Raw genomic sequence first — 24,924 nt, 5'->3', positions numbered from 1 at the left:
CAATGTCTCGCAGCTGCGGGGCGTGCAGGGCACCGTCGCCGCCATCGACCAGTCGACGGTGAAGTACGACACCAACGTGGACGGCTCGGTCAACTACAACAGCGTGACGATGGGCGGCAGCAATTCCACCGGCCCGGTCACTGTGCACAACGTGGCGCCGGGCGTGGCGGGCACCGACGCCGTCAACGTCAACCAGCTCAACGCGACCAGCGCCGGCCTGAACAACCGCATCAACGCCATGGGCGACCGCATCGACGGCGTCGAGAAGAACGCCTATGCCGGCGTGGCGGCCGCCATGGCGCTGCAGATGCCCGGGAGCTACGTGCCGGGCAAGACGGTCATGCGCATCGGCGCGGGCTCCTTCAAGGGCCAGAGCGCGGTGGGCGTCAGCTTCCGTCGCACCGCGGAGAACAACGCCTGGAGCATCACCGGCGGCGTGGCCACCAGCCGTGCCGGCGTGGGCGCCACCGTCGGCGCGGAATGGGTCTTCAACTGATCGCCACACAGATGAACTGGACGAACGCCATCATGAACAGCAAGCCTCTCCAAGCCAGGACCCGCGCCATCGTTCCCATCGTTCTCGCCGCACTGCTGGCCGGCGGATGCGCGAGCCCGAGCTACACCGTCACGCCGCAGATGCAGGCCAGGGCCGCGTCGGAGAACCCGGCGCCCGCGAAGGACGACGACTTTCCCGCGCCGGATTCCGCGAAGTGGCGCCAGGGCGCCTTCCCCAGCCTGGAGGCCCTGCGCAACATGCGCACAGGCATGGGCAAGGACCAGGTGCGCGAGCTGCTGGGCTTCCCGCACTTCAGCGAAGGGCTGGGCGGCGCGCGCGAATGGAACTACATCTTCCACTTCCGCACGGGCGCGGGCCCGGGGTACATCACCTGCCAGTACATGGTCCGCTTCAACGACGACGTGCTGACCAACGGCATGTACTGGAAGGGGCCCGGCTGCGCCGACCTGCTCAGGCCGCCGCCCGCGGCAGCCGCGCCTGTCGTTGCTGTCGCACCCGCGGCTGCCCCTGCGACGAAGACGACACTGGGCGCCGACGGCCTTTTCCGCTTCGACGGCCGCACGCTGGCCGACCTGCTGCCCGAGGGCCGTCGCAAGCTCGATGCGCTGGCCGCCGACATCGCGAGCAGTGCATCGGTGGAGACGGTCAGGGTCACGGGCCATACCGACCGGCTCGGCAGCGACGCCTACAACCAGGCGCTCTCGCTGGCTCGTGCCGGCACCGTCCGCGACTACCTGGTGCAGGCCGGCGTGCCGGCGCGGAAGATCCAGGTCCAGGGCAGGGGCTCGTCGGAGCCGAAGGTGCAGTGCGCGCGGCAGGCCGCGCGGGCGGCGCTCATCGACTGCCTGGCCCCGAACCGCCGCGTGGAGATCGAGGTCTCCGCGGGGCGCTGAAAGCCGTCGCCCCGCGAACGAAGAAGACCCGCCCGGCTTCAGCCGTCAGCGCATCAGAGCAGCGGCGTGTAGGGCGAGGTCATCGGCCTCAGCGTGGCGCCGCCGCTGTCGTACCCGGGCACGCCGATGCTGTTCGAGCCGCCGAATACATAGCGCAGGTAGACGCTGCCCGTGAACTGCCGGTAGTTCTGTGCGTTGTTGAAACCCAGCGAGCCGCCGAGGAACATCTTCGGCGCCAGCTGGTACTCCAGCACCGCGGCCAGGTTGTAGGCGAGGCCGGTCTTGGAGCTGCTGGCGTACATGTTGTTGTAGCTCGAGCTGCTCAGGCCCAGCGCCAGCGCCTGGTAGGCCGCGCTCGATGCGGCGGCGTTGCGCGACGGGTCCGTCGGGAAGTAGGGCGATGCCTTCTGGTTGAACGACTGCACGCCCAGCGAGGCGTTCACGCGCCACGAGAGCCGGTCGCTGCGTCCGCTCCAGTCGACCGGGAAGGCCACGCTCACGAAGCTCTGTGGGCTGAAGTAGCCGCCCTGCCCGAAGGTGTAGTAGCTCAGGTTCTTCTCGTAGCCCATCAGCCCGATGTTCATGCCCAGCGTGAGCTTGGAGTTCGGGTTGTTCAGCAGGTGCAGGTAGGCGCCGCCGCCGGTCTCCACGCGCGAGTTGCTCTGCACGTTCTTGCCGGTGATGCCGTGCGCCGCCAGGTAGCTGTACACGCCGTAGGTGCCGTCGTCGTAGCCGATGTCGCCGCGCACGCCGGTGGCGACCACGCCGCCCCAGCGCTCGTTGGTGCGCTCGTCCTTCGCGCCGGCGAACGACAGCACGCTGTCGGTCACCGCGCGGCGGGAGATGTCGGCCTTGTAGTTCCAGGAGTCGCCGAAGCTGCCCTTGAAGGTGACGTTGCCGACCACGTTGGTGGTGGGAAAGCCCAGCGGCGTGGTGCCGATGCCGGCCTCGAAGTTCTTGCCCTCGTAGCCCACGTTCAGGCCGACGCCCGATGCGTTCTGCTGGCCGGCCGACGTGCCGTTGCGCAGCGCGTCGAGGGCTGCGGCCGGCCCGCCGCCGAAGCGGCTGCCGGTCGAATAGTCGCTCGCCGGCGTGCCGGCATCGAGCACCGTGGGCGTCACGCCAACGACGATCTTGCCCTCGCCGACCGGGAAGCGCGCCTGCACCGGCAGCTGGAAGTCGGAGAGCCGGCTCAGGCCGGCCTCGCCCGCGCGGTTGCGGTAGACCGTGCCCGCGGTGAGGCTCACCGCGCGCTGCGACTCGAGTTCCTGCACTTCCGAGGCCAGCGTGCTCGCGGGCGCGCTGCGCAGCGGCGCGTTCCAGCTCGGCTCGGGGCGTGCCGTGTTGGCCTGCGCGTAGGCGGCATTGGCTTGCGGATAGGCCGGATAGCCGGCGGGTGCCGCCGCCATGGCGCCCTGCGCCTGCGGGATGTAGACCGGCGCGGCCTGCCGGCTGCCCGGCACCGGGTACTGCGGCACGGGCTGCATCGACGGCGCGACATAGGCCGAGGCCTGCGGCACGTTGTTGTTCTGGCTGCTGTTGCGCGCCGTGCGCGTCGATGTCTTCGCGCTCGACTGGCGGCCCTTCGCGCCCGCAGCTGCCGGCGCGGCGGAATCCCACGGCAGGGCGACCGGTGCGGCCGCGACCGGGTAGCCCGGGTAGGCAACAGCCTGCTGCGCCACCGGGTAGGCCGATGCAGCCGGATAGCTCGTCGGGTAAGCCCCGGCCGCCGCGGCCGCCGGATAGACCGCGGGCTGCATGCGCGCCTGCGCGAACGGGTTGCCGTTGGCCGGCAGGGCGCCGGCGGGCACGGCCGCGCCCGGCGCGCCGCCGGTCATGCCGGCGAACGGATTGGCGGTCGGCATCTGTTGCACCGGTACGCCGCCCGGCGCGAAGCCGCCGGAAGCGACCTGCCGCTCGGCCTCCAGCGCCGCGCGCAGGTATTGCTCTGCCTTGCGGCTCTCGCCCGCGTTGCGATACACGCGTCCGGCGGCGGCCAGCACGCGCGACTGGTCGGGCGCCTGCTTCAGCGCGGCCATCACGTAGTTCTCGGCCTGGCTGTGCTCGCGTTGCGCGCTGGCGCTGGCCGCGGCGGCGAGCAGTGTGTCGAGATCGGTAGGGCTGCGTTGCAGGATGCGCTGGTACAGCGCCAGCGCCTGCCCTTCGTCGCGCGCCGCCGAGTACAGCCGCGCCAGCGCGGCCAGCGCCTGCGGATCTTCCGGCCGCTCGGCGAGCACCGGTGCCATCGCGTTGTAGGCGGCCTCGAGGTTGCCGGCTTCGCGCAGCGCGTCGGTCTGGCGCAGCGCGAAGGCTATGCGCAGGCTGTCGAAGTCGCTGCGCTGGGCGGCCGTCATGTTGGTGCCCGCGAGCTGGCGCAGCACGGCCGAGAGTTCGATGTCCTGCTTCGTCTTGAGCAGCACCGACGCATAGAGCAGCCGGTCGCTGGTGCCCGGCACCGGCGTGCGCGCCAGCAGCTGGCGGCTCATGGCGAGGGCGCGCGGTGCGTCGCCGATCTCGGCATAGGCGCCCGCGAGCTGGCCCCACAGCTCGGCCGGCATGTCGGCGCCCAGCGTGGCCTCGGCCTGCGCGAGCACGCCGCGTGCGGCGTCCGTCTGGCCCTGGCGCGCCAGCGCGAGCGCGCGCGCGGCTTGCGACTGCGCCCACAGGCGGCGCTGCAGCGCCGCCATGTCGCGCGTGCGCGAGCCCGCGGGAATGCGTTCGAGGTACTGGATGCCGGCGGCCGCGTCGCCCGTCTCGGAGGCGAGCAGGGCGCTGGCGTAGAGCGCGTCGGGCATGTCGGGCTGCGACATCAGCAGCCCTTCCATCACGCCGCGCGCCTCGGACACGAGGCCTTGCTTGCGGTAGATGTTGGCCAGGTCGAGGCGCACCCACGGGCTGTCGGGCGCCGCGAGCATGGCGTCCTCGAGCGTGCGCTGCGCGCCGGCCGCGTCGCCGGCATCGGCCTGCTGGCGGGCGCGGTTGCGGGCCTGGTCGACCTGCAGGTTGCGCAGGCCGCCGAGCTGCGTGGCCTGCTCGGGCGTGAGGCGGCGCGACAGCGCCAGCGCCTCGTCGGCGCGGCCCGTCTGGCCGTACAGCGAGATCAGGCCGTTGAGCGCCTGCGTGTTCTGGGGCTTGCTCTCGAGCACGCGCTTGTAGCCCTGCTCGGCCTGGGCGTAGTCGCCGGCGGCCAGGCGCAGGTCGGCCAGCGCGTTCTGGCCCACGGCCTCGCGCGGGTCGATGCGCACGGCGCGTTCGTAGAGCGACTGCGCACCGCGCGCGTCGTTCTTCGCCTGCGCGGCGCGGGCCTGGCCCACCAGCGCCCAGTAGGTGGCGCTCTGCAGCGCCGAATTCCACTTGCTGCCGCCGCCGCGCGCCGCGCGTTCAAGCAGCTCCTGCGCTTCGGCAAAGCGTTCCTGGCGCAGCCGCACGAGGCCGAGGCCGCCCAGCGCTTCGCTGTCGTCCGGCTTGGTGCGAAGCGCCTGCTGGAAGCGCTGCTCGGCGGTGCCCGGGTCGCCGCGGTCGAGGGCCTGGAAGCCTTCGCCCACGGGCACGCCGGGCGTGTTCGCGGCGGCCGTCCTGGCCTTGGTGAGCGTCTCCAGCCGCGCGGTCACGGCAGCGTCGTTCTGGTTGCTGCCCAGGTACTCCTGGTAGAGCGCCACATCGGGCTGGCGCGCGTCGAGCCAGATCAGCGCCTGGCGCCAGGCGGCGCGCGCGGCGGTCGCCACGGCGGGCTGCTTCGTCAGCTCGACCAGCTCGCGGATGCCCGCGCGGCGCGTGGACTCGCTGTAGGTCTTCTGCTGCGCGAGCGCGAGCCTGTAGTTCGCGTTGTCCGGGTGCTCCTTCACCAGCTGCTCGAGGCCGCGGCGGCCTTCGTCGGCGCCCTGCGGCGTGCTTGCCAGCACCTGGTAGTACTCCAGCGCGAGCGCCTCGGGCGGCGGGCGGTTGTCGAACTGGCTGCGGTACAGCTCCACCGCCTCGGCGGCGCGGCCGGCGCGCGCGGCGGCGCGGGCGCGCTGCAGCGTGCTCTGCTGGCCGCCGGGCTGCTGCGCCTGCTGCTGCAGGCGCGCCAGGCGGGCGTCGTTCGGGCTCGCGCTGCGCAGCCGCGCGATCCAGCCGCGCGCCGCCTCGGTGTTGCCGCGCGACAGCTCGACCTGCGCCATGCCGTACATCGCGTCGGTCGACTGGGGCTGGATGCTCAGCAGCTTCTTCCAGCTTTCCTCCGCGAGTTCGGCGCGGCCCTGGGCCTGCCAGTAGTTGCCCTGCTCGGTCAGCGCCGCGCCGGCGTCGACCTGCGCCTGCGCGGGCACGGCGGCGCACAGCGCCGCGAGCATGCCGAAGCAGGCCATCCATTGCCGCGACTGCGGCGACAACGCGAAGGGGAAAGAGGGGGGACGCCCTGGCTTCAGGCCGGTCGATTGGGACGGCATAGCGTTCTCCATGAGGGTTGCAGCTGGCCGTTGCGGCCGAATTCGTATCGGCCGTCGTGCCAGGCCTGACCGAAAAGGAGCAGGCATTGTTCGTAGTAGGGCAAGGGCGCGGTGCCGGGCGCGGCCGGTGCGGCGCGGCCGCCGGGCACGCGCGCGACCTGGGCCGCCAGCGCGTCGGTGGCCCCCACCGCCTTGAGGTAGGGCAGCATCGCGCCCGCGAAACCGAGCGGCGCCATGCCCCGCCCGGCGCCGCTGGCGGTGTCGACGTACTCGGGCAGGGGCTGGCGCTCGGCCAGCAGCTGGCCCGGGCCGCGCAGGTTCAGCAGCAGCATCTTGCGCGCCGGATCCTTGTCGGAAAGCATGCCCGCCCAGAGGTAGGTGCGGATGGCGTCGTAGCTGCCGGTGAGCCCCTTCTGCGGATCGGCCACGAAGGCGCGCTCGTCCGGCGACCAGGCGCACCAGTCGGGCGCGAAGCCCTTGGGCGTGACCGCGCCGAACATGCGCAGCGTGTTGTCCGTGACTTCGCCCCACGGGCCCGTGGGATCGGCCTGCTGGAAGTAGCGCAGCAGCTGCAGCGGCATGTAGCTGGGGTTGAGCCGCCACGACGGCCCGCTGGCCACCGACTTGGGCCAGGGCAGCAGCATGCGGCCGAGGCCGGGCAGCGCCACCACCTCGTCGCGCACGGCCAGTGCCAGCAGGCTGCGGCCGAGCGCGCGGTAGCCGGCGTCGTTCCACAGCCGGCCGCCTTCCATCAGCGCATAGGCGATCCACAGGTCGGCGTCCGACGCGGCATTGGCGTCGAGCACGCCCCAGCCGCCCTCGGGCTTGCGGCCCCATTGCCAGGCGGGCAGCTTCTTCGCGAGGCTGCCGCCCGCGAGGTTGGCCTCGGTCCAGGCCAGCATGCGCGCGAAGGCGGCGCGGTCGTTGTGCACCAGCGCGAAGAACATGCCGTAGGACTGGCCTTCGGAGGTCGACTGCTGCTGCGGCGTGTTGAAGTCGATCACCCGGCCGTCGGCCTGGACGTGGCGCGCCGCGAAGGCGGCCCAGTCGGTGGCCGGGTGGCAGGTGGCGGGCGCCGGCTCCTGCGACTGCGCGGCGGCCGCGAGCTTCGGCAGCGCCAGCGCGAGCCCGGCCGCGCCGAGCAGGGCGCGGCGGTGGGCGGACGGGGTCGGCAGTCGTCGCATGGATCGCTTACTTGGTTTTCGCGCTGCCCACCGACAGGCGCTTGCGCGCCCGCAGCTGCAGGCCGGCATACGAAACGGCCGCGCCCAGCAGCGCCAGCACGAGCACCAGCCCGGCCAGCATCAGCGGGCTGCGCGACAGGTTCCACTGCACCCAGGCGATGGGCGGCAGGCGGCCGACGTAGTAGGTGTCGCCGCCGAGCACGCTGTTGACCTGCGTGTCGCGCATGATCGTCATGCTGCCCTGCACGCGCTTGAGCAGCTCGGGCGTCATCAGCGTGTTGAGCAGCGCCTCCTTCGAGTCGGGGCCGGTGATGGCGGCGACCACGCTGCGGCCGCCGCGCAGCGGCGACTCGAAGCCCGCGAGCACGGCGTCGCGGCCGTCGCCGGTGATCGCGATCTGCATCGAGCCCGGCAGGTCCTCGCGCGTGCGCGCGCCGATCACGAAGTCAATGGTGTTGTCGATCCAGCTGCCGAGCTTGATCTCGGGCGCGGCGCCGTTGCGCTTGAGCGGCATCTTGTCGGCCCACTGCGTGAAGAGCGGCTGGCTCTGCAGGTTGCCGATCACCAGCAAGTCCTTGTCGGCGAGCTGCACGGCTTCCGACGGCGTGCCCACCTTCACGCGCAGCGCCGGGTAGCCGGTGGAGCGGCCGATCTGGCCGAGCAGGCCGAGGTAGGTCTCGGTGTCGGCGCTGTCGGGCTGCGTGGGCAGGATCACCGCGGTTTCCGACAGGTCGGCCATGCGCGAGAACGGGAAGCCGCCGTTGGCGTACGCCGCGAGCTCGGGCATCGCGATGAAGTGCGGGAAGCCCGACACGTCGATGGTGGAGGTCGGGTCGATCGCGCCGCGCACGTTGTCCAGCTGCGGCACGCAGCGCCCGCCCACGGGCTCGAAGTAGTAGTGCAGGCGAAGCTGGCTGCGCGGGCCCATGGCCAGCGGCGGCAGGATCACTTCCTTGTGCTCGGCCAGCGTGCCGTCGGGCATCAGCTTCACGGCCAGCGGGTTCCACCAGCGGTCGCCGGCCGGGTTGGCCGAGCGCAGCGGCAGGCCGCCCACGAAGTTCTCGTTGACGTTGACGTTCAGCGTCGACTGGTCGGGCCGCACGCGCGGCGTGTAGCGGTAGCGCAGGTCGAGCGGAATGCCGCGGCTGCGCCAGGTGAACAGGTCAGGCGGCAGCTGCAGGTTCACGCGGACCACGTCGGGGTTGTAGCCCGACACCGAGAGGTCGGCGGCCGTCGTCAGCTCGCCGAACTGCAGCGCGCGGTCGCTCGGAACCCAGCGCGGCGCGTCGTAGGGCTTGCGCGCCGGCGGCTCCTGGAAGGCGGTGACCGCGGCAGCGGCGCCCGCGAAGGCCTGGCTGTTGAGCGCCAGCGCCGCGGCGGCGGTGCGCAGGTCGGCCGGCGTGCGGCCCATCACCAGCAGCAGCTTGCCGGCGGCGTCGCGCGGGTTGTCGACCACGGCCAGGCCCGGGCCCTGGATCGCGGGCAGCGCGAGGCCCGGAATGCTCGACTCCGGCGTGACGAACACCACCGCGTGGCCCGTGGGCAGGTCGCCGCCCGACACCGGGAAAGTCGCGCCACGGTAGTCGGCCAGCGCGCCGAACCACGAAGACACCACGCCGGCCGCTTCGAGCACCGGGCCCGCGGCGGCGGTGCCGAAGACGAAGGGAATGCGCGCGCGCTGCACGTCGCGGCGGTCGAAGAAGGGCAGGGGCAGCTTCGCGAGGTCGTTCGCGAGCTTCAGCGGCGCCACCGTCAGCTTCAGCGCACTCGATGCGTCGATGTGCGCCCACAGGCTGGTGTGGGCCGGGTCCTCGCATTCGCGCGTGTAGTGGCCCACGAGCTGGACGTTGATGCGGTTGAACTCGGTGATCAGGCGCCGGTCGATCGGAATCTCGGCCGTCTGCGGCTTGCCCGCGTCGGCGCGGTTCACCGGAAGCGTGGCCACCAGCACGTCGTTGACCGTGACCTTCAGGTGCGACAGCTCGGGAATCAGCGAGGGCGAGTAGGCGTAGTTCAGCTTGAACGAGGCGGCCGTGACCAGCTCGTCGGCGCGCACGTTGAACGGGATGCCGATCGTGCCGCTGATGCCGCGCAGCTGCACGGCGTAGTCGATGCCCAGCTGCGTGAGGTTGAGCTCGCGCACGCTGGCGCTCGCGGCCGCGCCGCCTGCCGCCGGTGCGGCGACCGGGCCCGGCTGCGCCGCCGCGCCCGTGGCGCCCATGGCGCAGGCGAGGGCCGCGGCGAGCAGCACGGCGGTGGCGGCGCGCGCTGGCGCCCGGACGAGAGGCGCGTCGGGACGACGCGCGCACAGGGTGGACATCACGTCGATTCCTTTGCTTTGGCGGGGCGCAGCCGCGCGGCGGTCGCGCGGTAGTAGTGGCTGAACATGTCGCGGAAACCGGTGCCGCTGATGCTGATGATGTGGCCGAGCACGCGATGGATCGGCACGCGCGGGTGGTTGCCCCAGCGCGCGGCCCAGATGTCGGCGCGCGCGGTCGTGCACTGCACCAGCGCACGCTCCTGCGCGAAGCTCATCGGCGCGAAGCGCAGGCCCAGCCGCTTGCCGCCGCTGAAGCGCACCGTCGCGGCGAAGCGCGACTCCAGGTCGTTGCGATAGAGCGCGATGTCGACCGGGGTCTCGGGGTCGAGCTTCATGTCCTGCGGCAGCTCGACGCCGAGCCCGCCGCTGGAGAAGTCGAAGGTGTTGCAGCGAAGCGAGCGGCCGTCGGCGAAATACAGCGTGGCCGGCAGGCTGAGCTCCACGCGGTGCGAGCTGCGCAGCTGGCGCGACTCGTTGGCGGCGGCCACGCAGGCGCCCAGGATCATCATGTTGTAGACCGTCCAGGCCAGGTTGAGCCAGACGGTGGCGATGTTCTGCGGGTCGACCCAACTCAGGCGCCACAGCCCCAGGCACACGCCGACGAAGTTCAGCGCCAGCAGCACCAGGCTGGCCTTGGCGATGCTGCTGTCGAAGTACTCCTCCTGGATCAGGCCGCCCTTGGCCGTCACGTTGAAGCTGCCCAGCTTGGGGTTGATGAGCGCCACCAGCGTCGGCCGGAAGATGTACCAGGCCAGCACCGCCTCGTAGACCTCGTTCCACAGCAGGTAGCGGAAGCGCCCCTGGATGCGGCTGTTGGTGAGGTTGGCGTGCAGGATGTGCGGCAGCGCGAAGGCGAAGATCATCGACGCCGATGCGTGGATCACGCTCGCGCCGAAGTACAGGTAGGCCAGCGGCGCCGTCAGGTAGATGAGCCGCGGCAGGCCGTACAGGAAGTGCAGCATCGCGTTCACGTAGCAAAGGCGCTGCGCCCAGTGCAGGCCGCGCCCGAACAGCGGGTTGTCGATGCGGAAGATCTGCGCCATGCCGCGCGCCCAGCGGATGCGCTGGCCCACGTGGCCCGAGAGGCTCTCGGTGGCCAGGCCGGCCGCCTGCGGCAGCGCCAGGTAGGCGGTGGTGTAGCCCAGGCGGTGCATCTTCAGCGCGGTGTGGGCGTCTTCCGTCACGGTCTCCACCGCGATGCCACCCACTTCCTCGACGATGGTCCGGCGCAGCACCGCGCAGGAGCCGCAGAAGAAGGTGGCGTTCCACAGGTCGTTGCCGTCCTGGATCAGGCCGTAGAACAGCTCGCCCTCGTTGGGCACCGTGCCGAAGGTGTCGAGGTTGCGCTCGAAGGGGTCGGCCGAGAAGAAGTAGTGGGGCAGCTGCACCATGCCCAGCTTCGGGTCGCGCCCGAACCAGCCCATGGCGATCTGCATGAACGAGCGCGTGGGGATGTGGTCGCAGTCGAAGATCGCGACGAACTCGCCCGTGGTGTGCTTCAGCGCGGCATTGATGTTGCCGGCCTTGGCGTGGCGGTTGTTGTCGCGCGTGACGTGTGTCACGCCGACCTCCTCGCAGAACACGCGGAATTCCTCGCGGCGGCCGTCGTCGAGCACGAAGATCTTGAGCTTGTCGCGCGGCCAGTCGATCAGCTGCGCGGCCAGCACGGTGGAGCGCACCACCGACAGCGACTCGTTGTAGGTCGGGATGAACAGGTCGACCGTGGGCCACTCGGCCGGGTCATCGGGCAGCGGCACCGGCTTGCGCTCCAGCGGCCAGGCGGTCTGCACGTAGCCCAGCAGCAGCACCACGAAGGCGTACAGCTCGGCCATCAGCAGGCCCACGCCCAGCACCAGGTCGACCGGGTTGTCCATGTACATGGTCTCGGTCACGCGCCAGTAGGTGTAGCGCGATGAAACGACGACCGACAGGAAGATCAGCACCAGGCTGGCGAAGCGACCGCGAAACCGGTTGGTGACGAGCGCGGCCAGGAATATGCCCACCGACAGCGCGATCTGCTGCTCGAAGCTCATGGGCGCGATGATCAGCGCGGGCAGTGTCGCGAGCACGGCGATCCAGCCGAGGATGCGCACCGGCAGCAGCCGCAGGATGGCCGGGGCGGGCCGCGGCGCGGGTTGCTGCAGGGGGGCGGACGGGGCGCTTTTCATCGGTTCGGTTCCATGGTCCGCAGGGAGGGGAAGGCGGCGGCCTGGCGGGCGGTCTCGATGCGCTCGAGCACCCGCTCGGTGCAGGAGGAGAAGTCCTCGGCCGCCTGGCTCATCGGCGCGTAGCGCTGCACGGGCGAGGCGGAGGCCAGCGCCTCGGGGACCGCCTGGTCCAGGTGGAGCACGCCCAGCAGCTCGGGCCGCAGCCGCTGGCGCAGCATCTCGAAGACGTCGTTGTTCAGCCGCTTGCCCGGATCGACCTGGTTCACCACGTAGCCGGTGCCGAGGTAGTCGGCGCGCGGGCTGGCGTACTTGCCGATCATGCGTTCGACGATCGGCAGCGTGGCGAAGGAGCCGGCGTCCGCCAGCACCGTGACGACGCCGAAGTGCGCGGCACGCAGCGCCTGCTGCAGGTAGACCGAGGCGCCGGGCGGCGTGTCGAGCAGCACCAGCGTGCCCTCGGGCAGCCCGAAGCGCTGCAGCGTCTCGGCCAGCCAGCCGGGGTGGCGCGCCAGCTGCTGCTCGAACGAGATCTGGCGTTCGTCGTCGACGTCGCCGAAGGGCAGCAGCATCGCGCCGGCACTGGCCGGGCGGATCGTGTGGGCCCACGGGATCAGCCCCGTGGCGGCTTCGACCAGGCCGCTGTCGCAGTCCTGCGGTTCATTGGCGATGTGGAAGCGCAGGGCGTTCTGCGGGTCGAGGTCGATCGCGAGCACCTGCCGGCCGCGCTGCGCGAGCGCGGTGCAGAGATTCGCGGCAATCGTGGTCTTGCCTACGCCGCCCTTGGAGGAAATGACTGGGATGACAACCATCGTCACGTCGGCCTTCGCCAGCGTGACAAGGGCCCCGGCGCGGCAGACGGCGGCTGCGGGCCGGCAAGGCGCTCGAACAGCTGCTCGAGCGGCGTGGGCTGGACATCGGTGCCGTCGGCGGCAGGTGCTGCGAAGGAAGCCGCGGCGGGAGGGGGCGTGCGCAGAACGGGTTCGACGCGGGGCTGCGGCGCGGCGGCCGCGGGGCGCGGCTGCGCGTGCGCGGGGGGCGCGAACGGCGCAACCGGAGCGACTGGCGCGGCCGCAGGGACCGGAGAGGAAACGGGCGCCGCGGCGGCCGGCGGATGCGCGATGCGCTGGCCCGACAGCAGCGGCCAGACGCGGGGCGTCTCGGTCTCGGCCTCGGGCGGCGCGAATTCCCTGTAGCCGTGCGAGTTGCCGCCGAACTTGCGGAACAGGCCGGCTATGTCTTCGGGGGCGGAGTCCTCGGTGTTCATGCGGCCACCTTCGACAGCCGCAGGTCGACGCGGGGCTCGCCCTGCGCGGCGGCCGTCTTCAGGGCCTGCACGCGCAGCGACGCGGGCATGCGCTGCGAATCGAACCAGGCCTGGTACACGCCTTCGAAGAAGCCCACGCTCCAGCCCGTGGTCTCGGGGCCGAAGGCCATGGCGATCGGGCTGCAGGCATGGGTGATGGCGACGCCGTCGGATTCCTCGCTCAGGACGGTGAAGCCCCAGTCGATGCGGTCCCAGTGCTCGTTGAACCGGTCTTGCAGTTCCTCGAGCGTGCGGCAGGGCGGAATGGGCAGGGCCTGCGCGAAATGCTGGCCGACGCGGCAGAAGAGCTGCCGCAGATCCTCAGGCGGCAATCCGGCGCTCAATTCGGCGGCCATTCCGCGATTGAATTCCAGCCATTGCGAGCTGCAGGATTTCTTGTCGTAGTAGTCGATAAACGTCGCACCAGTTTCCATGCCGAGGCATTTTCTTGGATCAGTTAACCATTGACAATAAATGTGAACTAATTAGTACGAAAGGACTGTCTTTGACGGCCCCGACTGTATGAATTCGGGGACGACCCAGGCCCCGACCCTTGTCGGCCAACAAGCCTGTACGTCGCGCAGAGGCGATCGGATTCGTTTTTTTTGGGGAGCTTCAGTCCCGCTGGATCGGGGACGAGCGCGGGCGCCGCCACGCGGCGCCAGTTTTCCGGCTCAGGGGCGGTTCAACCCGAAATGGCTTCGCCCGCATGGTGCCGCACGCTGCGGCGGCTGCGCTTGACCGCGTACATGGCCTCGTCGGCCTGGCGCAGCGCCTGCGCGGCGGTGGTGCCGCGCGGATCGACCGCCACCACGCCGACGCTGGCGCCGGCGTAGGCCAGCGTGGTGCCCTGCAGGCGAAGGTCGCCGACGGTGCATTCGCTCAGCCGGTCGGCGAGCGCCCGCGCCGCGGCGTTCGTCGCCCCGCCCAGCGCGGGGCCGGCGCCTATCACCACGAACTCGTCGCCGCCGCTGCGCGCCAGCAGTTCGCCGGCACGCAGCGAGGCCGACAGCCGCCCGGCCATGGCCACGAGGAACTCGTCGCCGATGTCGTGGCCGTGCGTGTCGTTGATCTTCTTGAAGCCGTCCATGTCGATGAAGCCCACCAGCACGCTGAGCCTGTCGCGCTCGCCCTGCGCGAGCAGCCGGCGCAGGCCGTCGACGAGCGAGCGGCGGTTCGGCAGGCCGGTGAGCGCGTCGGTGGCGGCGAGGGTGACCAGCTCGGCGTGGGCCTTCTCGAGCTTGCGGTAAAGCAGCTCGCGCTCGACCTGCTGGCCGATCAGCCGCGCGAACAGCTGCAGCACCGGCTCGGCGTGCGGCGCCAGCGGATGCTGCGCGGCGCTGGCGGCGCACAGGGTGCCGAACAGGCCGCCGCTCTCGGTCTTGACCGGCGTGCTCACGTAGGTCTGGATGCCGAGTTCCCGCGCTGCGTCGGAGTCGCCCCAGCAGCTCGCGACGTCGCCGGTGTAGGTGCGGCCTTCCTCCATGGCGCGCTTGCACAGGGTGTCGGCCCAGGGCACCGTGAGGCCCTCGGGAATGCTCAGCTGCCGCACGTTGCGCGAGAACAGGATGTGCTGCTGGCCCTTGTCGAGATCGATGGTGGTGAGGTAGGTCGATTCCAGGCCGGTCACCGCCTCGAGCATCTCGAGCATCGGACGGGTCAGGTCCTCCAGGGTCTTGGCCGAAGCCACCGAGCCGGAGAGTTGTTCGATCAGGGATTCCATGGCCGACATTCTGACTGCGAACATGACTTTGGGCACTTACAGGGCGGTTCCGGCGGCACATAGCATCCGCCCATGACAGCGACCGACAGGACCTCATCCCCGATTCCCGAGGCGACGCAGGATCCCGCGAGGCCGCGCGCCATCCTGGTCGTGGACGACCACGACCTCGTGAGGATGGGCGTGTGCGCGTTGCTGCAGGCCAACGTGTCGGCGACGCCCATCGAGGTGCTCGAGGCCGGAGACCTCGCCGAGGCCATGGCCATCTACGAGGACAACCAGGACGCGATCGAACTCGTGCTGCTGGACCTCGCGCTGCCCGACACGCAGGGCCTGAGCGGCCTCATGGAATTCCGCTCGCGCTATCCCGCCGCGCGCGTCGTGGTGCTTTCGGGCACCGGGACCACCTCGCTCGCGCAGGACACGCTGGCGCAGGGAGCGATGACGCTGGGCGCCTTCGCCTTCCTGCCGAAGTCCGCGACGCTCAGGGAAGTCGTGAGCTTCATCCGCGCCTGCGGGCTCCTGGGCGGCGACGCGGTGAACTACCAGGCCTTTCCCGCGCCGTCGGTCGTCGACGTCGCGCAGCCCTCGTCCAGCAATGCCCGCCACAAGCTGACGAAGCGGCAGCTGCAGGTGCTCAACTGGCTGCTGGAGGGAAAGAGCAACCACGAGATCGCGCTGCTCGCCGAGATCAGCGAGGGCACGGTGAAGAACTATGTCGCCGGCATCCTGCTGCAGTTCGGGATGCGCTCGCGCGCGCAGCTGATCAGCAGCCTGCGCTGAGTCCCGCCGAGGCGGGTCGGAAAAAAACGGGGCTCGTGAAAGACCCCGGAGGGAGACAAAGGCAATGAACGACCAGACCCCCGGGCGCCTGCCCGTCGACGCCACGCTCGAGATGCGCGTGCTGCGCGAGCACGTGGCCTCCGTGTACGCGGGCAACACCACGGCCATCGCGGCGCACATGGGCTTCGCCATCGTGATCGGCTGCTTCGGCTACTTCTACGTGAACCCGGCTTTCAGGCTGCTGATCGTCGCGCTGATCGCGGCGATCGTGCTGGTCGACCTGTACGCGTTGTTCACGTCGCGCTGGACGCCGGCGGTGCCGCTGGCCGAGACGCCGTACTGGGAGAAGAAGTACACCCGGATCGTCACCATCATCAGCACCATCACCGCGCCCAGCAGCCTCTTCCTCGTCAGCATCCAGGACCCGATGCTGACCACTTTCGTGACGGTGGTGATCATGGGCAGCTGGACCCGCGCCGTGCAGGCCCGCTGGCCGCTGAAGAGGGCCATGTTCGGCTACGGCATTCCCATGATGAGCGGGCTGATCGTCTCGCTGGCCTGGTACGGCGGCGCGCTCAACTGGTTCCTGGCGGGCTTCGCCTTCGTCAACCTGGTGCTGACGCTGAGCGAAGGCGTCAAGCAGAACAGGCGGCTCACGGCCTCGCTGATCCTGCAGTTCGAGAACGAGGCCCTCGCGGCCCAGTTGCGCGAGCAGATCGCGGCCACCGAGCGCGCCAGCGCCGAGAAGACCCACTTCCTCGCCGCGGCCAGCCACGACCTGCGCCAGCCGATGCATGCCATCGCGCTCTTCGGCGCGGCGTTGGGCAACACGCTGCGCCATCGTCCCGAGGTCAGGAACGTCGAGCGCCTGATGCGCGCGGTCAACGCGCTCGGCGCCTCGCTCGACACCATGCTCGACATCTCGCGCCTCGACGCGGGCGTGGTCCAGCCCATGCCGCACGCGCTGGAGCTCGACGAACTGTTCCTGCCGCTGCACAACACCTTCTCGGTACTGGCCGAGCGCAAGAAGCTGCAGCTGCGCGTGCGCGCCAGCGGCCTGTGGGTGCACAGCGATCCGCAGCTGCTGTACCGCATGCTCTCCAACCTCGTCGACAACGCCCTGAAGTACACGCGCCAGGGCGGCGTGACGGTGGTCGCGCGCAGGCGCGGAGAGCAGGCGTGGATCGAAGTGCGCGACACCGGCATCGGCATCGCGCCGGAACAGGCGGACCGGATCTTCGAGGAGTTCTACCAGGTCAACAACCCGGGGCGCGACCGCTCGCGCGGCCTGGGCATCGGCCTGTCGATCGTGCGGCGCCTCGGCCGCCTGCTCGGCCATGCGGTGCAGCTGCGTTCGCGCCCCGGACGCGGCACGCGCTTTCGCCTCACCGTGCCGCTGGCCGAGCCCACCGATGCGTCGCAGGACAGCCTTCTGCTGCAGGAGCTCGAATCGCCCGTGCGCCACTTCTTCCAGGTGCCGGAGCTCGGCGGGCGCGTGCTGCTGATCGACGACGAGGAAGACATCCGCGAGGCGATGACCGAACTCATGCGCGCCTACGGCATCGAGGTCGTGGCGGTGGCCGACGAAGCCGAGGCCGTGGAAGCGCTCACGCAGCCCGACGCGGACCTGAACCCCGTGGCATTGCTGATGTGCGACTACCGCCTGGGCGAGGGCGCCGAGGGGCTCCAGGTCGGGCTGCGGCTGCGCGAGCGCTTCCGGCTCGACGCGCCGATGCTGCTGATCACCGGCGAGACCGCGCCCGACCGCCTGCAGCGCGTGCGCGAGTGGGGCGTGCCCGTGCTGTTCAAGCCGGTCAGCGCGGCCACGCTGATGCAGGCCATCGTCGAGCTCATCCACGTCGAGGCGAGCGCGGAAGGCGCCTGAGTTCGCCGCAAGGTCGGCGAACTGGCACTGACATTCCTGGGCGCGCCGCGCGCGGGTGTGACAGCGAATGTCACGCCAATACATGCATTTCCGACGCAATGCATGCCATTGCATTCACCGGTGCGGGCAATGGCACGCCATGCGCAGGCGCAGGCCGATGGGCATGCATGTTGCTGAATCATTTATTTACAGATTTCGGCAAGGATGCATTCGTTGGACGATGACAAGAACGGCCTCTCCCTGGACCGCCGTGTTTTCCTTCTGGGCACCGCGAGCGCCCTGGCCCTTGGAACGACGGCTTGCGGAGGCGGCGGAGGCAGCTTCTCCTTTCCGGTGACGGGCACCGGCGCGCAGTCCGCCGGCTCGCAGCAGACGACGACGACCGCCACCGGTACCGCCGGCACCGCCACGGCCGCGGACCCCGCATCGGCGACACCCGAGGCGCAGGCCCGCAAGTTCGTCCACCCGGGCCTGCTGCACACCGAGGCCGACTTCGAGCGCATGCGCCAGAAGGTCGCGGCGCAGGCGCAGCCCTGGCTCGAAGGCTGGAACGCGCTCACCTCCAACGGCCGCTCGCAGCTCGGCGCCACGCCGCGCCCGCTGGCCACGGTGATCCGCGGCGGGGACGACTCGAACTTCGCGCAGATGTACATCGACATCGCGCGCGCCTATCAGCTCGCGCTGCGCTGGAAGGTCTCGCAGGACACGCGCTACGCCGACCTCGCGGTCGTCTTCCTCAACGCATGGTCTTCGACGATGACCACGCTCACCGGCAACTCCGACCGTTTCCTCGCGGCGGGCATCTACGGCTACCAGTTCGCCAACGCGGGCGAGATCATGCGCAGCTACGAGGGCTGGGCCGCGAGCGACTTCGCGCGCTTCCAGAACATGATGCTCACGCTGTTCTACCCGCTCAACCACAGCTTCCTGCTCGACCACAACGGCTCGGAGATCACCAACTACTGGGCCAACTGGGACCTGTGCAACATCGCCTCGATGCTGGCCATCGGCGTGCTGTGCGACCGCACGGACATCTACGACGAGGCGATGAGCTACTTCAAGGCCGGCCAGGGCAACGGCGCGGGCCTGCAGGCGGTCTACCACGTTCATCCCGGCTACCTGGGCCAGTGGCAGGAAAGCGGCCGCGACCAGGGCCACTGCACGCTGGGCATCGGCCTCGCGGCCGCTTTCCACGAGATGGCGTGGAACCAGGGCGACGACACCTACGGCTACGAGAACAACCGCTTTCTCGCGGGCGCGGAGTACGTCGCCAAGTCCAACCTCACCGACAGCAGCACCGGCACCTTCTATACCGTGCCCTACTTCACCAACGTCAACAGGCAGGGCACGCAGTCGGTGCTGTCGACGGCGGGGCAGGGGCACCGGCGCGTGGTCTGGGAGAGCATCTACAACCACTATGCGAACCGCCTGGGCGTCGCCACGCCCTACAGCCTGCTGCAGGCCATTCAGATGCGTCCCGAGCACGACGGCGGCAACGGCGACCAGCTGGGCTTCGGCACGCTGACCTTCACGCGCGATCCGCTCACGACGCAGGGCAAGCCGACCGGCCTCACGGCCCGCGTGCGCGGCACGCAGGTGCTGCTGTCATGGTGGGGCTGCCCCGACGCGCAGAGCTACACCGTCAGGCGCGCGAGCACCGCGGGAGGCCCCTACACCGACATCACATCGGGCATCACCGACACGCTCAGCTTCACGGACGGCACCATTGCGGCCGGCGACGTCTGGTACTACGTGGTCGTGGCGACCGGCGCCTCGGGAGAGAGCGCCGCGTCCAACGAGGAGCGGGCGGCGATCAAGGCCGAACTGCTGCTGCAGCTCAAGTTCGATGAGTCCACAGGCACGCAGGCCGGCGACGCCACCGGCCGGTTCGCGGCCGGCGAACTGCAGGGCGATGCGACGTGGACCGCCGGACGCCAGGGCAACGCCGTCGCCCTCGGGGGCACGAACGGCTACGTGGCACTGCCGGCGGGCGCGGCGAAGAGCTTCGCCGACTTCAGCATCACTGCCTGGCTCTACATCGACACCCTCGCGACATGGTCGCGCGTCTTCGACTTCGGCTCCGGCACGCGCCGCTACATGATGCTGACCGTGCGCAACGGCAGCGGCGTGCCGCGCTTTTCCATCACCACCGAGCACGGCTACAACGAGCAGGTGATCGACGGCGCGGCGGCGCTGCCCACGGGCCGGTGGGTGCACGTCGCGGTGACGGTGTCGGACGCGCTCGGCACCCTGTATGTCGACGGTGTCGAGGCCGGCTCCAATACGCAGATGAGCCTCGCGCCCATCGACCTCGGCGCGACGACGCAGAACTGGCTGGGCCGTTCGCAGTACGCCAGCGACGCCTATCTGAAGGGCCGCATCGACGATTTCCGCATCTACGGCGGCGCGCTCGGCAGCGCGGAAGTGGCGGCGCTGGCGCTGTAGGCGGCACGCCGTTCGCCGCTTCAGCTGCTCTGCCGCACCAGCAGTTCGAAGCCCAGGTCCATCGTTCGCTCGGCCACCGTCTCTCCGCGCATCAGCGCCAGCAGCATCGCGGCCGCGCGTTCGCCGATCTCGCGGCGCGGGGTGCGCACGGTGGTCAGCGGCGGCAGCATCTGGTCGCTGCCGCCCAGATCGTTGAAGCCGGCGATCGCCACGCGCTGCGGCACCGAGACCCCGGTGCGCAGCGCGGCCAGCAGCCCGCCTTGGGCGAGGTCGTCGTTGCAATAGAAGATGGCGTCCACGTCGGGGTGGCGCGCGAGCAGGTCCTCGAACTGGCGGCCGCCCAGCGCCATGGAGGTCGGCCCCGGCACCAGCAGTTCGAGCGCCGGATCGTGGCAGCCTGCCGCGCGCAGCGCCTCGCGATAGCCTTCCAGGCGCAGCATCACGCGCGGATCGAGCTGGCCGGCGGCATACGCGATGCGCCGGCGGCCGCGCTGCAGCAGGTGCTGCACGATGGCGCGGCCCGCGTCCTGCTGCGAGAAGCCCACGCTGTGCACGCCGGGCTCGGCCGAGGTTTCCATCAGGTACACGCAGGGCGCGTTGCTGCGCTCCAGCAGCTGCGCGGCCGTGGGGCCGCGGTCGAAGCCCGTGAGCAGCACACCCGCCGGCCGCTGCGAGAGGTAGCTGCGCAGCAGCGCCTCTTCCTGCGCCGGGTCGTAGTGCGTCACGCCGATCAGCGACTGGAAGCCGTGCGGCGACAGCGCGTCCTGCACCGCCTCGAGCAGCTCCACGAACAGCTGGTTGGTCAGCGAGGGGATCAGCACCGCCACGTGCGAGCTGCGCGCCGAGGCCAGCGCGCGCGCCGCCACGTTGGGCACGTAGCCGAGCTGGTCCGCCGCCGCCTGCACGCGGGCCTGCAGCTCGGGCGCCACGTTGCGCGCGCCGCGCAGCGCCCGCGACACCGTGATCGGGCTCACCCCGCAGGCGCGGGCCACGTCGTCGAGGGTGACCTGGCTGGAAGAGCGGGAGCGCGGGCGGTCGGGGGTGTCGGCCATGGTCGGTCGTTTCTCAGGGTTATTACCAATCCGGAATTGGACAGCGCTGTCCTAGGATAGCGCTATCCCAGCCCTTGTCCGATTCGGAAAAACCCGAGCGCGCACCAGAGCTGGCTTTTTTTGAATTGTGCGGGACAGCGCTATCCAGAATGCCGTCCCACCCGCCGGACCGCCCCTTTTTGCCTTCTTCTTGGGCTGGCCCGGATCCAGGAGACACCCATGTTCGGAATGAGCCAAGAGATCTTCCTGCTCGTCGACGCCCTGGTGGCGATCGTCGGGCTGATCCTTCTGATCACGCGCTGGCGCGTGCACCCCTTCATCGCGCTGACGCTGGCCGCCGGCTTCCTGGGCCTGACATCGGGCATGCCGGTGGACAAGGTCATGAAGTCCTTCCAGGACGGCTTCGGCGGCGTGCTGGGCTTCGTGGGCATCGTGCTCGGCCTGGGCACCATGCTCGGCAAGATGATGGCGGAGTCGGGCGGCGCCGACCGCATCGCGCGCACGCTGATCGACGCCTTCGGCCGCGAGCGCGTGCACTGGGCGATGATGTTCGCGGCCTTCCTGGTCGGCATCCCGCTGTTCTTCGAGATCGGCTTCGTGCTGCTGATCCCGCTCGTGTTCATCGTCGCGCGGCGCACCGGCGTGTCGCTCATCCGCATCGGCATTCCGCTGCTGGCGGGCCTGTCGGTGGTGCACGGCCTGGTGCCGCCGCATCCGGGGCCGCTGCTGGCCATCGGCGTCTTCAATGCCGACATCGGCAAGACCATCTTCTACGGCCTGATCGTCGGCCTGCCCACCGCGATGATCGCGGGCCCGATCTTCGGCAAGTTCATCTCGAAGTACGTGCCGGGCGAGGCCTCGCCCGAGCTGATGGAGCAGCTGGCACACGAGCCCGAGGCGCGCGAGCTGCCCGGCTTCGGCATCACGCTGGTCACGGTGCTGCTGCCGGTGGCGCTGATGCTGCTGAAGACTTTTGCCGACGTGGCGCTGGACGAGAAGAACATCGTGCGCCAGTGGATGGACTTCATCGGCCACCCGATCACCGCGCTGCTGGCGGCGCTGCTGCTGTCGCTCTACACCTTCGGCGTCGCGCGCGGCTTCACGTCGAAGCAGATCATGAAGTTCGTCGACGACAGCCTCGCGCCCACCGCGGCCATCGTGCTGATCATCGGCGCGGGCGGCGGCTTCAAGCAGATGCTGGTGGCCAGCGGCGTGGGCAACGCGATCGGGCAGATGGCGCTGCATGCGCAGGTCTCGCCGATCCTGCTCGCGTGGCTGGTGGCGGGGCTGATCCGCATCGCCACCGGCTCGGCCACCGTCGCCACCATCACCGGCGCGGGCATCGTCGCGCCGCTGGCGACCATGGTGCCGGGCGTGAACCGCGAACTGCTGGTGCTGGCCACCGGCGCGGGCTCGCTGATCCTCTCGCACGTCAACGACGCCGGCTTCTGGCTGGTGAAGCAGTACTTCAACATGACGGTGGCCGAGACCTTCAAGACCTGGACCGTGATGGAAACGCTGATCTCGGTCGTGGCCATCGTCTTCATCATGCTGCTGAGCATGGTCGTCTGAGGAGGCGAGCCATGGGCCGCATCGTCATCGGCGTCGACATCGGAACCACCAGCACGAAGGCCGTGGCCTTCACGCCCGCCGGGCGCGTGCTGGCGCACGAAACGATCGAATACCCGCTGCTGCAGCCCGAAGCCGGGGCCGCAGAGCAGGACCCGCAGCAGATCTTCCAGGCCGTGCTCTCGGCCATTGCCGGCTGCGTGAAGCAGAGCAAGGCCGCGCCCGCCGACGTGCTCGCGGTGTCCTTCAGCGCGGCGATGCACAGCCTGATCCTGGTCGACGACGCGGGCGCGCCGCTCACGCACAGCATCACCTGGGCCGACCACCGCGCCTCGGCCTGGGCCTCGCGCATCCGCGACGAATGGGACGGCCTCGCGATCTACCGCCGCACCGGCACTCCCATCCATCCGATGTCGCCGCTGGCCAAGCTGGTGTGGCTGCGCCACGAGCGCCCCGAGCTCTTCGCGCGTGCCGCGCGCTTCGTCGGCATCAAGGAGTACGTGTTCTTCCGGCTCTTCGGCCAGTGGCAGGTCGACCACTCGATCGCCTCCGCCACGGGGCTCTTCGACATCGTGCGGCTCGGCTGGGACGAGGCTGCGCTCGCGCTTGCCGGCGTGAGCGCCGGGCAGCTCTCGAACCCGGTGCCGACCACCTGGCATGTCGAAGGCCTCGCTGCCGACGTTGCCGCGCAGCTGGGCCTGTCGCGCGACACGCCCTTCGTCATCGGCGCCAACGACGGCGTGCTTTCCAACCTGGGCGTGAACGCGATGGCGCCCGGCGAGGTGGCCGTGACCATCGGCACCAGCGGCGCGATGCGCACCGTGGTCGACCACCCCATGACCGACCCCGAGGGCCGCACCTTCTGCTACGCACTCGCCGAGCGGCGCTGGGTGGTGGGCGGTCCGGTGAACAACGGCGGCATCATCCTGCGCTGGGTGCGCGACGAGTTCGCCTCGGCCGAGGCCGAGACCGCCAAGCGCCTTGGCATCGACACCTACGAGGTGCTCACGCGCATCGCCGAGCGCGTGTCGGCCGGTTCCGAAGGACTGGTGTTCCACCCCTTCCTCACCGGCGAGCGCGCACCCTACTGGAACGCCGACCTGCGCGGCTCCTTCTTCGGGCTGGGCATCCACCACCGCAAGGAGCACATGATCCGCGCGGTGCTCGAGGGCGTGATCTTCAACCTGCACAGCATCCTGCCGGCGGTCGAGTCCATCGCCGGGCGCAGCGCCCGCATCAAGGCCACCGGCGGCTTCGCGCGCTCGGGCATGTGGCGCCAGATGATGGCCGACGTGTTCGACCGCGAGGTGGTCGTGCCCGAGAGCTTCGAGAGTTCGTGCCTCGGCGCCGCGGTGCTCGGGCTCTACGCGCTGGGCCACGTCGATTCGCTCGACGCGGTCGCGGGCATGGTCGGCGCCACCCATCGCCACACGCCCAACGCCAAGAACGCCGCGCTCTACCGGCAGCTGCTGCCGGTGTACCTCTCGCTGCCGCGCAAGCTCGGCGAGGAATACAGGCTGCTCGCCGCGTTCCAGCAGCAGACGGCGGTGCCGCCGCGGGCGCGGCGAAGCTGACGACTTCCGGGTCGTCGTTGTCCATCGGAGATTTGCTGGAGGAAAACTGGTCTTGCTGAACACGACGACATCGGCCCTTGCCACCCAGGCGCACGCGAGGGCCCTGCTGCCCGTGACGCCGGCGCGGCGACATGCTTCGCGCGGCATGGAGGCGGTCGCATGGCGCGCCCCGATCGCGCCGATCGCCCAAACACCGGCTCGAGGCGAAGCGCGCGATCTTTCCGCCACGGTCCGGTGCGAGGCCGCTGCCGCGCCTTCGGCCCAGGCGGGCGGAGCGCGCTGCCTGCACGATCACGAGCTGCACCTCATCGGCGCCGCGCCCGCGCGCCTTCGCATCGGCAGCGGCGCCGACGAGGAAACGCACAGCTTCGCGCCCGGCACCGTCGTGCTGCTGGGCCCCCGGCTGCCGCGCAGCCTCGCCTTCGAGCATCGTGCGCAGCCGGGCGGCTGCAGCAGCAGCGGTTCGGGCGGACTGGTGCTGCGCTTCAGCGACGAGCCGCTCAAGCGCGGCATGGCGCTCTTTCCGGAACTCGCCGACGCGGGGCCGCTGCTGGCCCGCGCGCGGCTGGGCGTGCAGTTCGTCGGCCTGGAGGCGGGCACGCTCGCGCGCCTGCGCCGCATCGAGACGCTGCAGGGGCTCGCGCGCTTTTCCGAGTTCACCGCGCTGCTGCACGAGCTGGCGCAATGGGGCGACTATCGCGTGCTCTCCGGCGTAGCGCTGGCCGGCGAAGGCCTCGGTGAAGACACGCAGGCGCTGCGCATCCACAAGGCGCTCGATCACATCCGCGAGAACTATGCGGAGGCGCTGTCGCTGGCCGAGGTGGGCGCGCTCGTGGGCATGCGCGAGAACGCCTTCTCGCGCAGCTTCCGCCGCGCCACGGGGCAGACCTTCACCGACTTCGTGATCGGCCTGCGCGTGGCCAAGGCCTGCCGCCTGCTGGCGTCGACGCGCCAGCACGTGAGCAGCATCTGCTACGAGGTGGGCTTCAACAACATCTCGAACTTCAACCGGCACTTCCGGCGGATCGAGGGGATGACGCCGGGCGAATTCCGCGCCCGCCGGTCCCCGTCAGCCGGCTAGCGG

The 24,924-nt window shown here is 70.4% G+C and carries 17 protein-coding genes; 8 read left to right on the top strand and 9 right to left on the bottom strand.

Translation table 11 applies throughout. From position 1 onward, the window contains the following. Both EJP69_RS27505 and EJP69_RS27500 read left to right on the top strand, forming a co-directional pair. The coding region (locus tag EJP69_RS27505) for a YadA-like family protein (protein ID WP_206169387.1) at positions 1-496 on the top strand (496 nt) is incomplete at its 5' end. Between the two features lie 11 nt (positions 497-507). After that, a complete protein-coding gene (locus tag EJP69_RS27500) occupies positions 508-1,410 on the top strand; it encodes an OmpA family protein (protein WP_126473493.1) in 903 nt (300 codons plus the stop codon). 53 nt (positions 1,411-1,463) lie between these two features. On the opposite strand, the gene EJP69_RS27495 is transcribed toward EJP69_RS27500, so the two are convergent. The 8 genes from EJP69_RS27495 to EJP69_RS27460 all read right to left on the bottom strand — a co-directional run bounded on the left by EJP69_RS27495 (position 1,464) and on the right by EJP69_RS27460 (position 14,535). Further along, a complete protein-coding gene (locus tag EJP69_RS27495) occupies positions 1,464-5,837 on the bottom strand; it encodes a cellulose biosynthesis protein BcsC (protein WP_126473491.1) in 4,374 nt (1,457 codons plus the stop codon). Next, on the bottom strand, positions 5,813-7,021 hold the full coding sequence (gene bcsZ / locus EJP69_RS27490) for a cellulose synthase complex periplasmic endoglucanase BcsZ (RefSeq protein WP_126473489.1): 1,209 nt from the start codon (positions 7,019-7,021) through the stop codon (positions 5,813-5,815). Before bcsZ ends, EJP69_RS27495 begins: the two co-directional genes overlap by 25 nt. Positions 7,022-7,028: 7 nt before the next feature. After that, a complete protein-coding gene (gene bcsB, locus EJP69_RS27485) occupies positions 7,029-9,341 on the bottom strand; it encodes a cellulose biosynthesis cyclic di-GMP-binding regulatory protein BcsB (protein WP_126473487.1) in 2,313 nt (770 codons plus the stop codon). Next, entirely contained in the window at positions 9,341-11,509 is a 2,169-nt protein-coding gene (bcsA, locus tag EJP69_RS27480) for a UDP-forming cellulose synthase catalytic subunit (protein WP_093301473.1), read from the bottom strand. The genes bcsB and bcsA overlap by 1 nt, the downstream gene beginning before the upstream one ends. Then, on the bottom strand, positions 11,506-12,318 hold the full coding sequence (gene bcsQ, locus EJP69_RS27475; RefSeq protein ID WP_170217239.1) for a cellulose biosynthesis protein BcsQ: 813 nt from the start codon (positions 12,316-12,318) through the stop codon (positions 11,506-11,508). Before bcsQ ends, bcsA begins: the two co-directional genes overlap by 4 nt. A 2-nt stretch (positions 12,319-12,320) precedes the next feature. Continuing rightward, a complete protein-coding gene (gene bcsR, locus EJP69_RS27470) occupies positions 12,321-12,773 on the bottom strand; it encodes a BcsR/BcsP family cellulose biosynthesis protein (RefSeq protein WP_126473483.1) in 453 nt (150 codons plus the stop codon). Continuing rightward, a complete protein-coding gene (gene bcsD / locus EJP69_RS27465) occupies positions 12,770-13,246 on the bottom strand; it encodes a cellulose biosynthesis protein BcsD (protein WP_126473481.1) in 477 nt (158 codons plus the stop codon). Before bcsD ends, bcsR begins: the two co-directional genes overlap by 4 nt. Before the next feature lie 251 nt (positions 13,247-13,497). Further along, positions 13,498-14,535 (bottom strand): sensor domain-containing diguanylate cyclase, encoded by a 1,038-nt coding sequence (locus EJP69_RS27460; protein ID WP_093209999.1) that lies wholly within the window; start codon positions 14,533-14,535, stop codon positions 13,498-13,500. 72 nt (positions 14,536-14,607) lie between these two features. Between EJP69_RS27460 and EJP69_RS27455 the strand changes: the two genes are divergently transcribed. The 3 genes from EJP69_RS27455 to EJP69_RS27445 all read left to right on the top strand — a co-directional run bounded on the left by EJP69_RS27455 (position 14,608) and on the right by EJP69_RS27445 (position 19,645). Then, positions 14,608-15,315 (top strand): response regulator transcription factor, encoded by a 708-nt coding sequence (locus EJP69_RS27455; RefSeq protein ID WP_093209997.1) that lies wholly within the window; start codon positions 14,608-14,610, stop codon positions 15,313-15,315. Positions 15,316-15,379: 64 nt separating this feature from the next. Continuing rightward, positions 15,380-17,200 (top strand): ATP-binding response regulator, encoded by a 1,821-nt coding sequence (locus tag EJP69_RS27450; RefSeq protein WP_126473479.1) that lies wholly within the window; start codon positions 15,380-15,382, stop codon positions 17,198-17,200. A 204-nt stretch (positions 17,201-17,404) separates the two neighbouring features. Then, positions 17,405-19,645 carry a LamG-like jellyroll fold domain-containing protein gene (locus EJP69_RS27445; RefSeq protein ID WP_126473477.1) on the top strand — a complete coding sequence of 747 codons (2,241 nt, stop codon included), beginning with the start codon at positions 17,405-17,407 and terminating at the stop codon, positions 19,643-19,645. Between the two features lie 20 nt (positions 19,646-19,665). On the opposite strand, the gene gntR is transcribed toward EJP69_RS27445, so the two are convergent. Continuing rightward, positions 19,666-20,697, bottom strand: a complete 1,032-nt coding sequence (gene gntR / locus EJP69_RS27440) for an HTH-type transcriptional regulator GntR (RefSeq protein WP_093209993.1) — start codon at positions 20,695-20,697, stop codon at positions 19,666-19,668. Between the two features lie 219 nt (positions 20,698-20,916). Between gntR and EJP69_RS27435 the strand changes: the two genes are divergently transcribed. From EJP69_RS27435 to EJP69_RS27425, 3 genes are read left to right on the top strand one after another with little or no spacing between them, the layout of a single operon-like run. After that, positions 20,917-22,269: a GntP family permease gene (locus tag EJP69_RS27435; protein WP_093209991.1), complete on the top strand. Its 1,353-nt coding sequence runs from the start codon at positions 20,917-20,919 to the stop codon at positions 22,267-22,269. Between the two features lie 11 nt (positions 22,270-22,280). Further along, positions 22,281-23,840, top strand: a complete 1,560-nt coding sequence (gene gntK / locus EJP69_RS27430; protein ID WP_126473475.1) for a gluconokinase — start codon at positions 22,281-22,283, stop codon at positions 23,838-23,840. A gap of 52 nt (positions 23,841-23,892) precedes the next feature. Next, a complete protein-coding gene (locus EJP69_RS27425) occupies positions 23,893-24,921 on the top strand; it encodes an AraC family transcriptional regulator (RefSeq protein WP_240652301.1) in 1,029 nt (342 codons plus the stop codon). Positions 24,922-24,924: the final 3 nt, after the last annotated feature.

The organism is Variovorax gossypii, from assembly GCF_003965815.1.
GTDB classification, from domain to species: domain Bacteria; phylum Pseudomonadota; class Gammaproteobacteria; order Burkholderiales; family Burkholderiaceae_C; genus Variovorax; species Variovorax gossypii.
Note: the sequence above shows the minus strand (reverse complement) of the source record. Positions and strands in the feature narration are given on the sequence as shown.

Coding starts and splice junctions, on each gene's coding strand:
- EJP69_RS27500 (WP_126473493.1), top strand. CDS start 508: ATGAACTGGACGAACGCCATCATGAACAGCAAGCCTCTCCAAGCCAGG.
- EJP69_RS27495 (WP_126473491.1), bottom strand. CDS start 5,837: ATGCCGTCCCAATCGACCGGCCTGAAGCCAGGGCGTCCCCCCTCTTTC.
- bcsZ (WP_126473489.1), bottom strand. CDS start 7,021: ATGCGACGACTGCCGACCCCGTCCGCCCACCGCCGCGCCCTGCTCGGC.
- bcsB (WP_126473487.1), bottom strand. CDS start 9,341: ATGTCCACCCTGTGCGCGCGTCGTCCCGACGCGCCTCTCGTCCGGGCG.
- bcsA (WP_093301473.1), bottom strand. CDS start 11,509: ATGAAAAGCGCCCCGTCCGCCCCCCTGCAGCAACCCGCGCCGCGGCCC.
- bcsQ (WP_170217239.1), bottom strand. CDS start 12,318: ATGGTTGTCATCCCAGTCATTTCCTCCAAGGGCGGCGTAGGCAAGACC.
- bcsR (WP_126473483.1), bottom strand. CDS start 12,773: ATGAACACCGAGGACTCCGCCCCCGAAGACATAGCCGGCCTGTTCCGC.
- bcsD (WP_126473481.1), bottom strand. CDS start 13,246: ATGGAAACTGGTGCGACGTTTATCGACTACTACGACAAGAAATCCTGC.
- EJP69_RS27460 (WP_093209999.1), bottom strand. CDS start 14,535: ATGGAATCCCTGATCGAACAACTCTCCGGCTCGGTGGCTTCGGCCAAG.
- EJP69_RS27455 (WP_093209997.1), top strand. CDS start 14,608: ATGACAGCGACCGACAGGACCTCATCCCCGATTCCCGAGGCGACGCAG.
- EJP69_RS27450 (WP_126473479.1), top strand. CDS start 15,380: ATGAACGACCAGACCCCCGGGCGCCTGCCCGTCGACGCCACGCTCGAG.
- EJP69_RS27445 (WP_126473477.1), top strand. CDS start 17,405: ATGCATTCGTTGGACGATGACAAGAACGGCCTCTCCCTGGACCGCCGT.
- gntR (WP_093209993.1), bottom strand. CDS start 20,697: ATGGCCGACACCCCCGACCGCCCGCGCTCCCGCTCTTCCAGCCAGGTC.
- EJP69_RS27435 (WP_093209991.1), top strand. CDS start 20,917: ATGTTCGGAATGAGCCAAGAGATCTTCCTGCTCGTCGACGCCCTGGTG.
- gntK (WP_126473475.1), top strand. CDS start 22,281: ATGGGCCGCATCGTCATCGGCGTCGACATCGGAACCACCAGCACGAAG.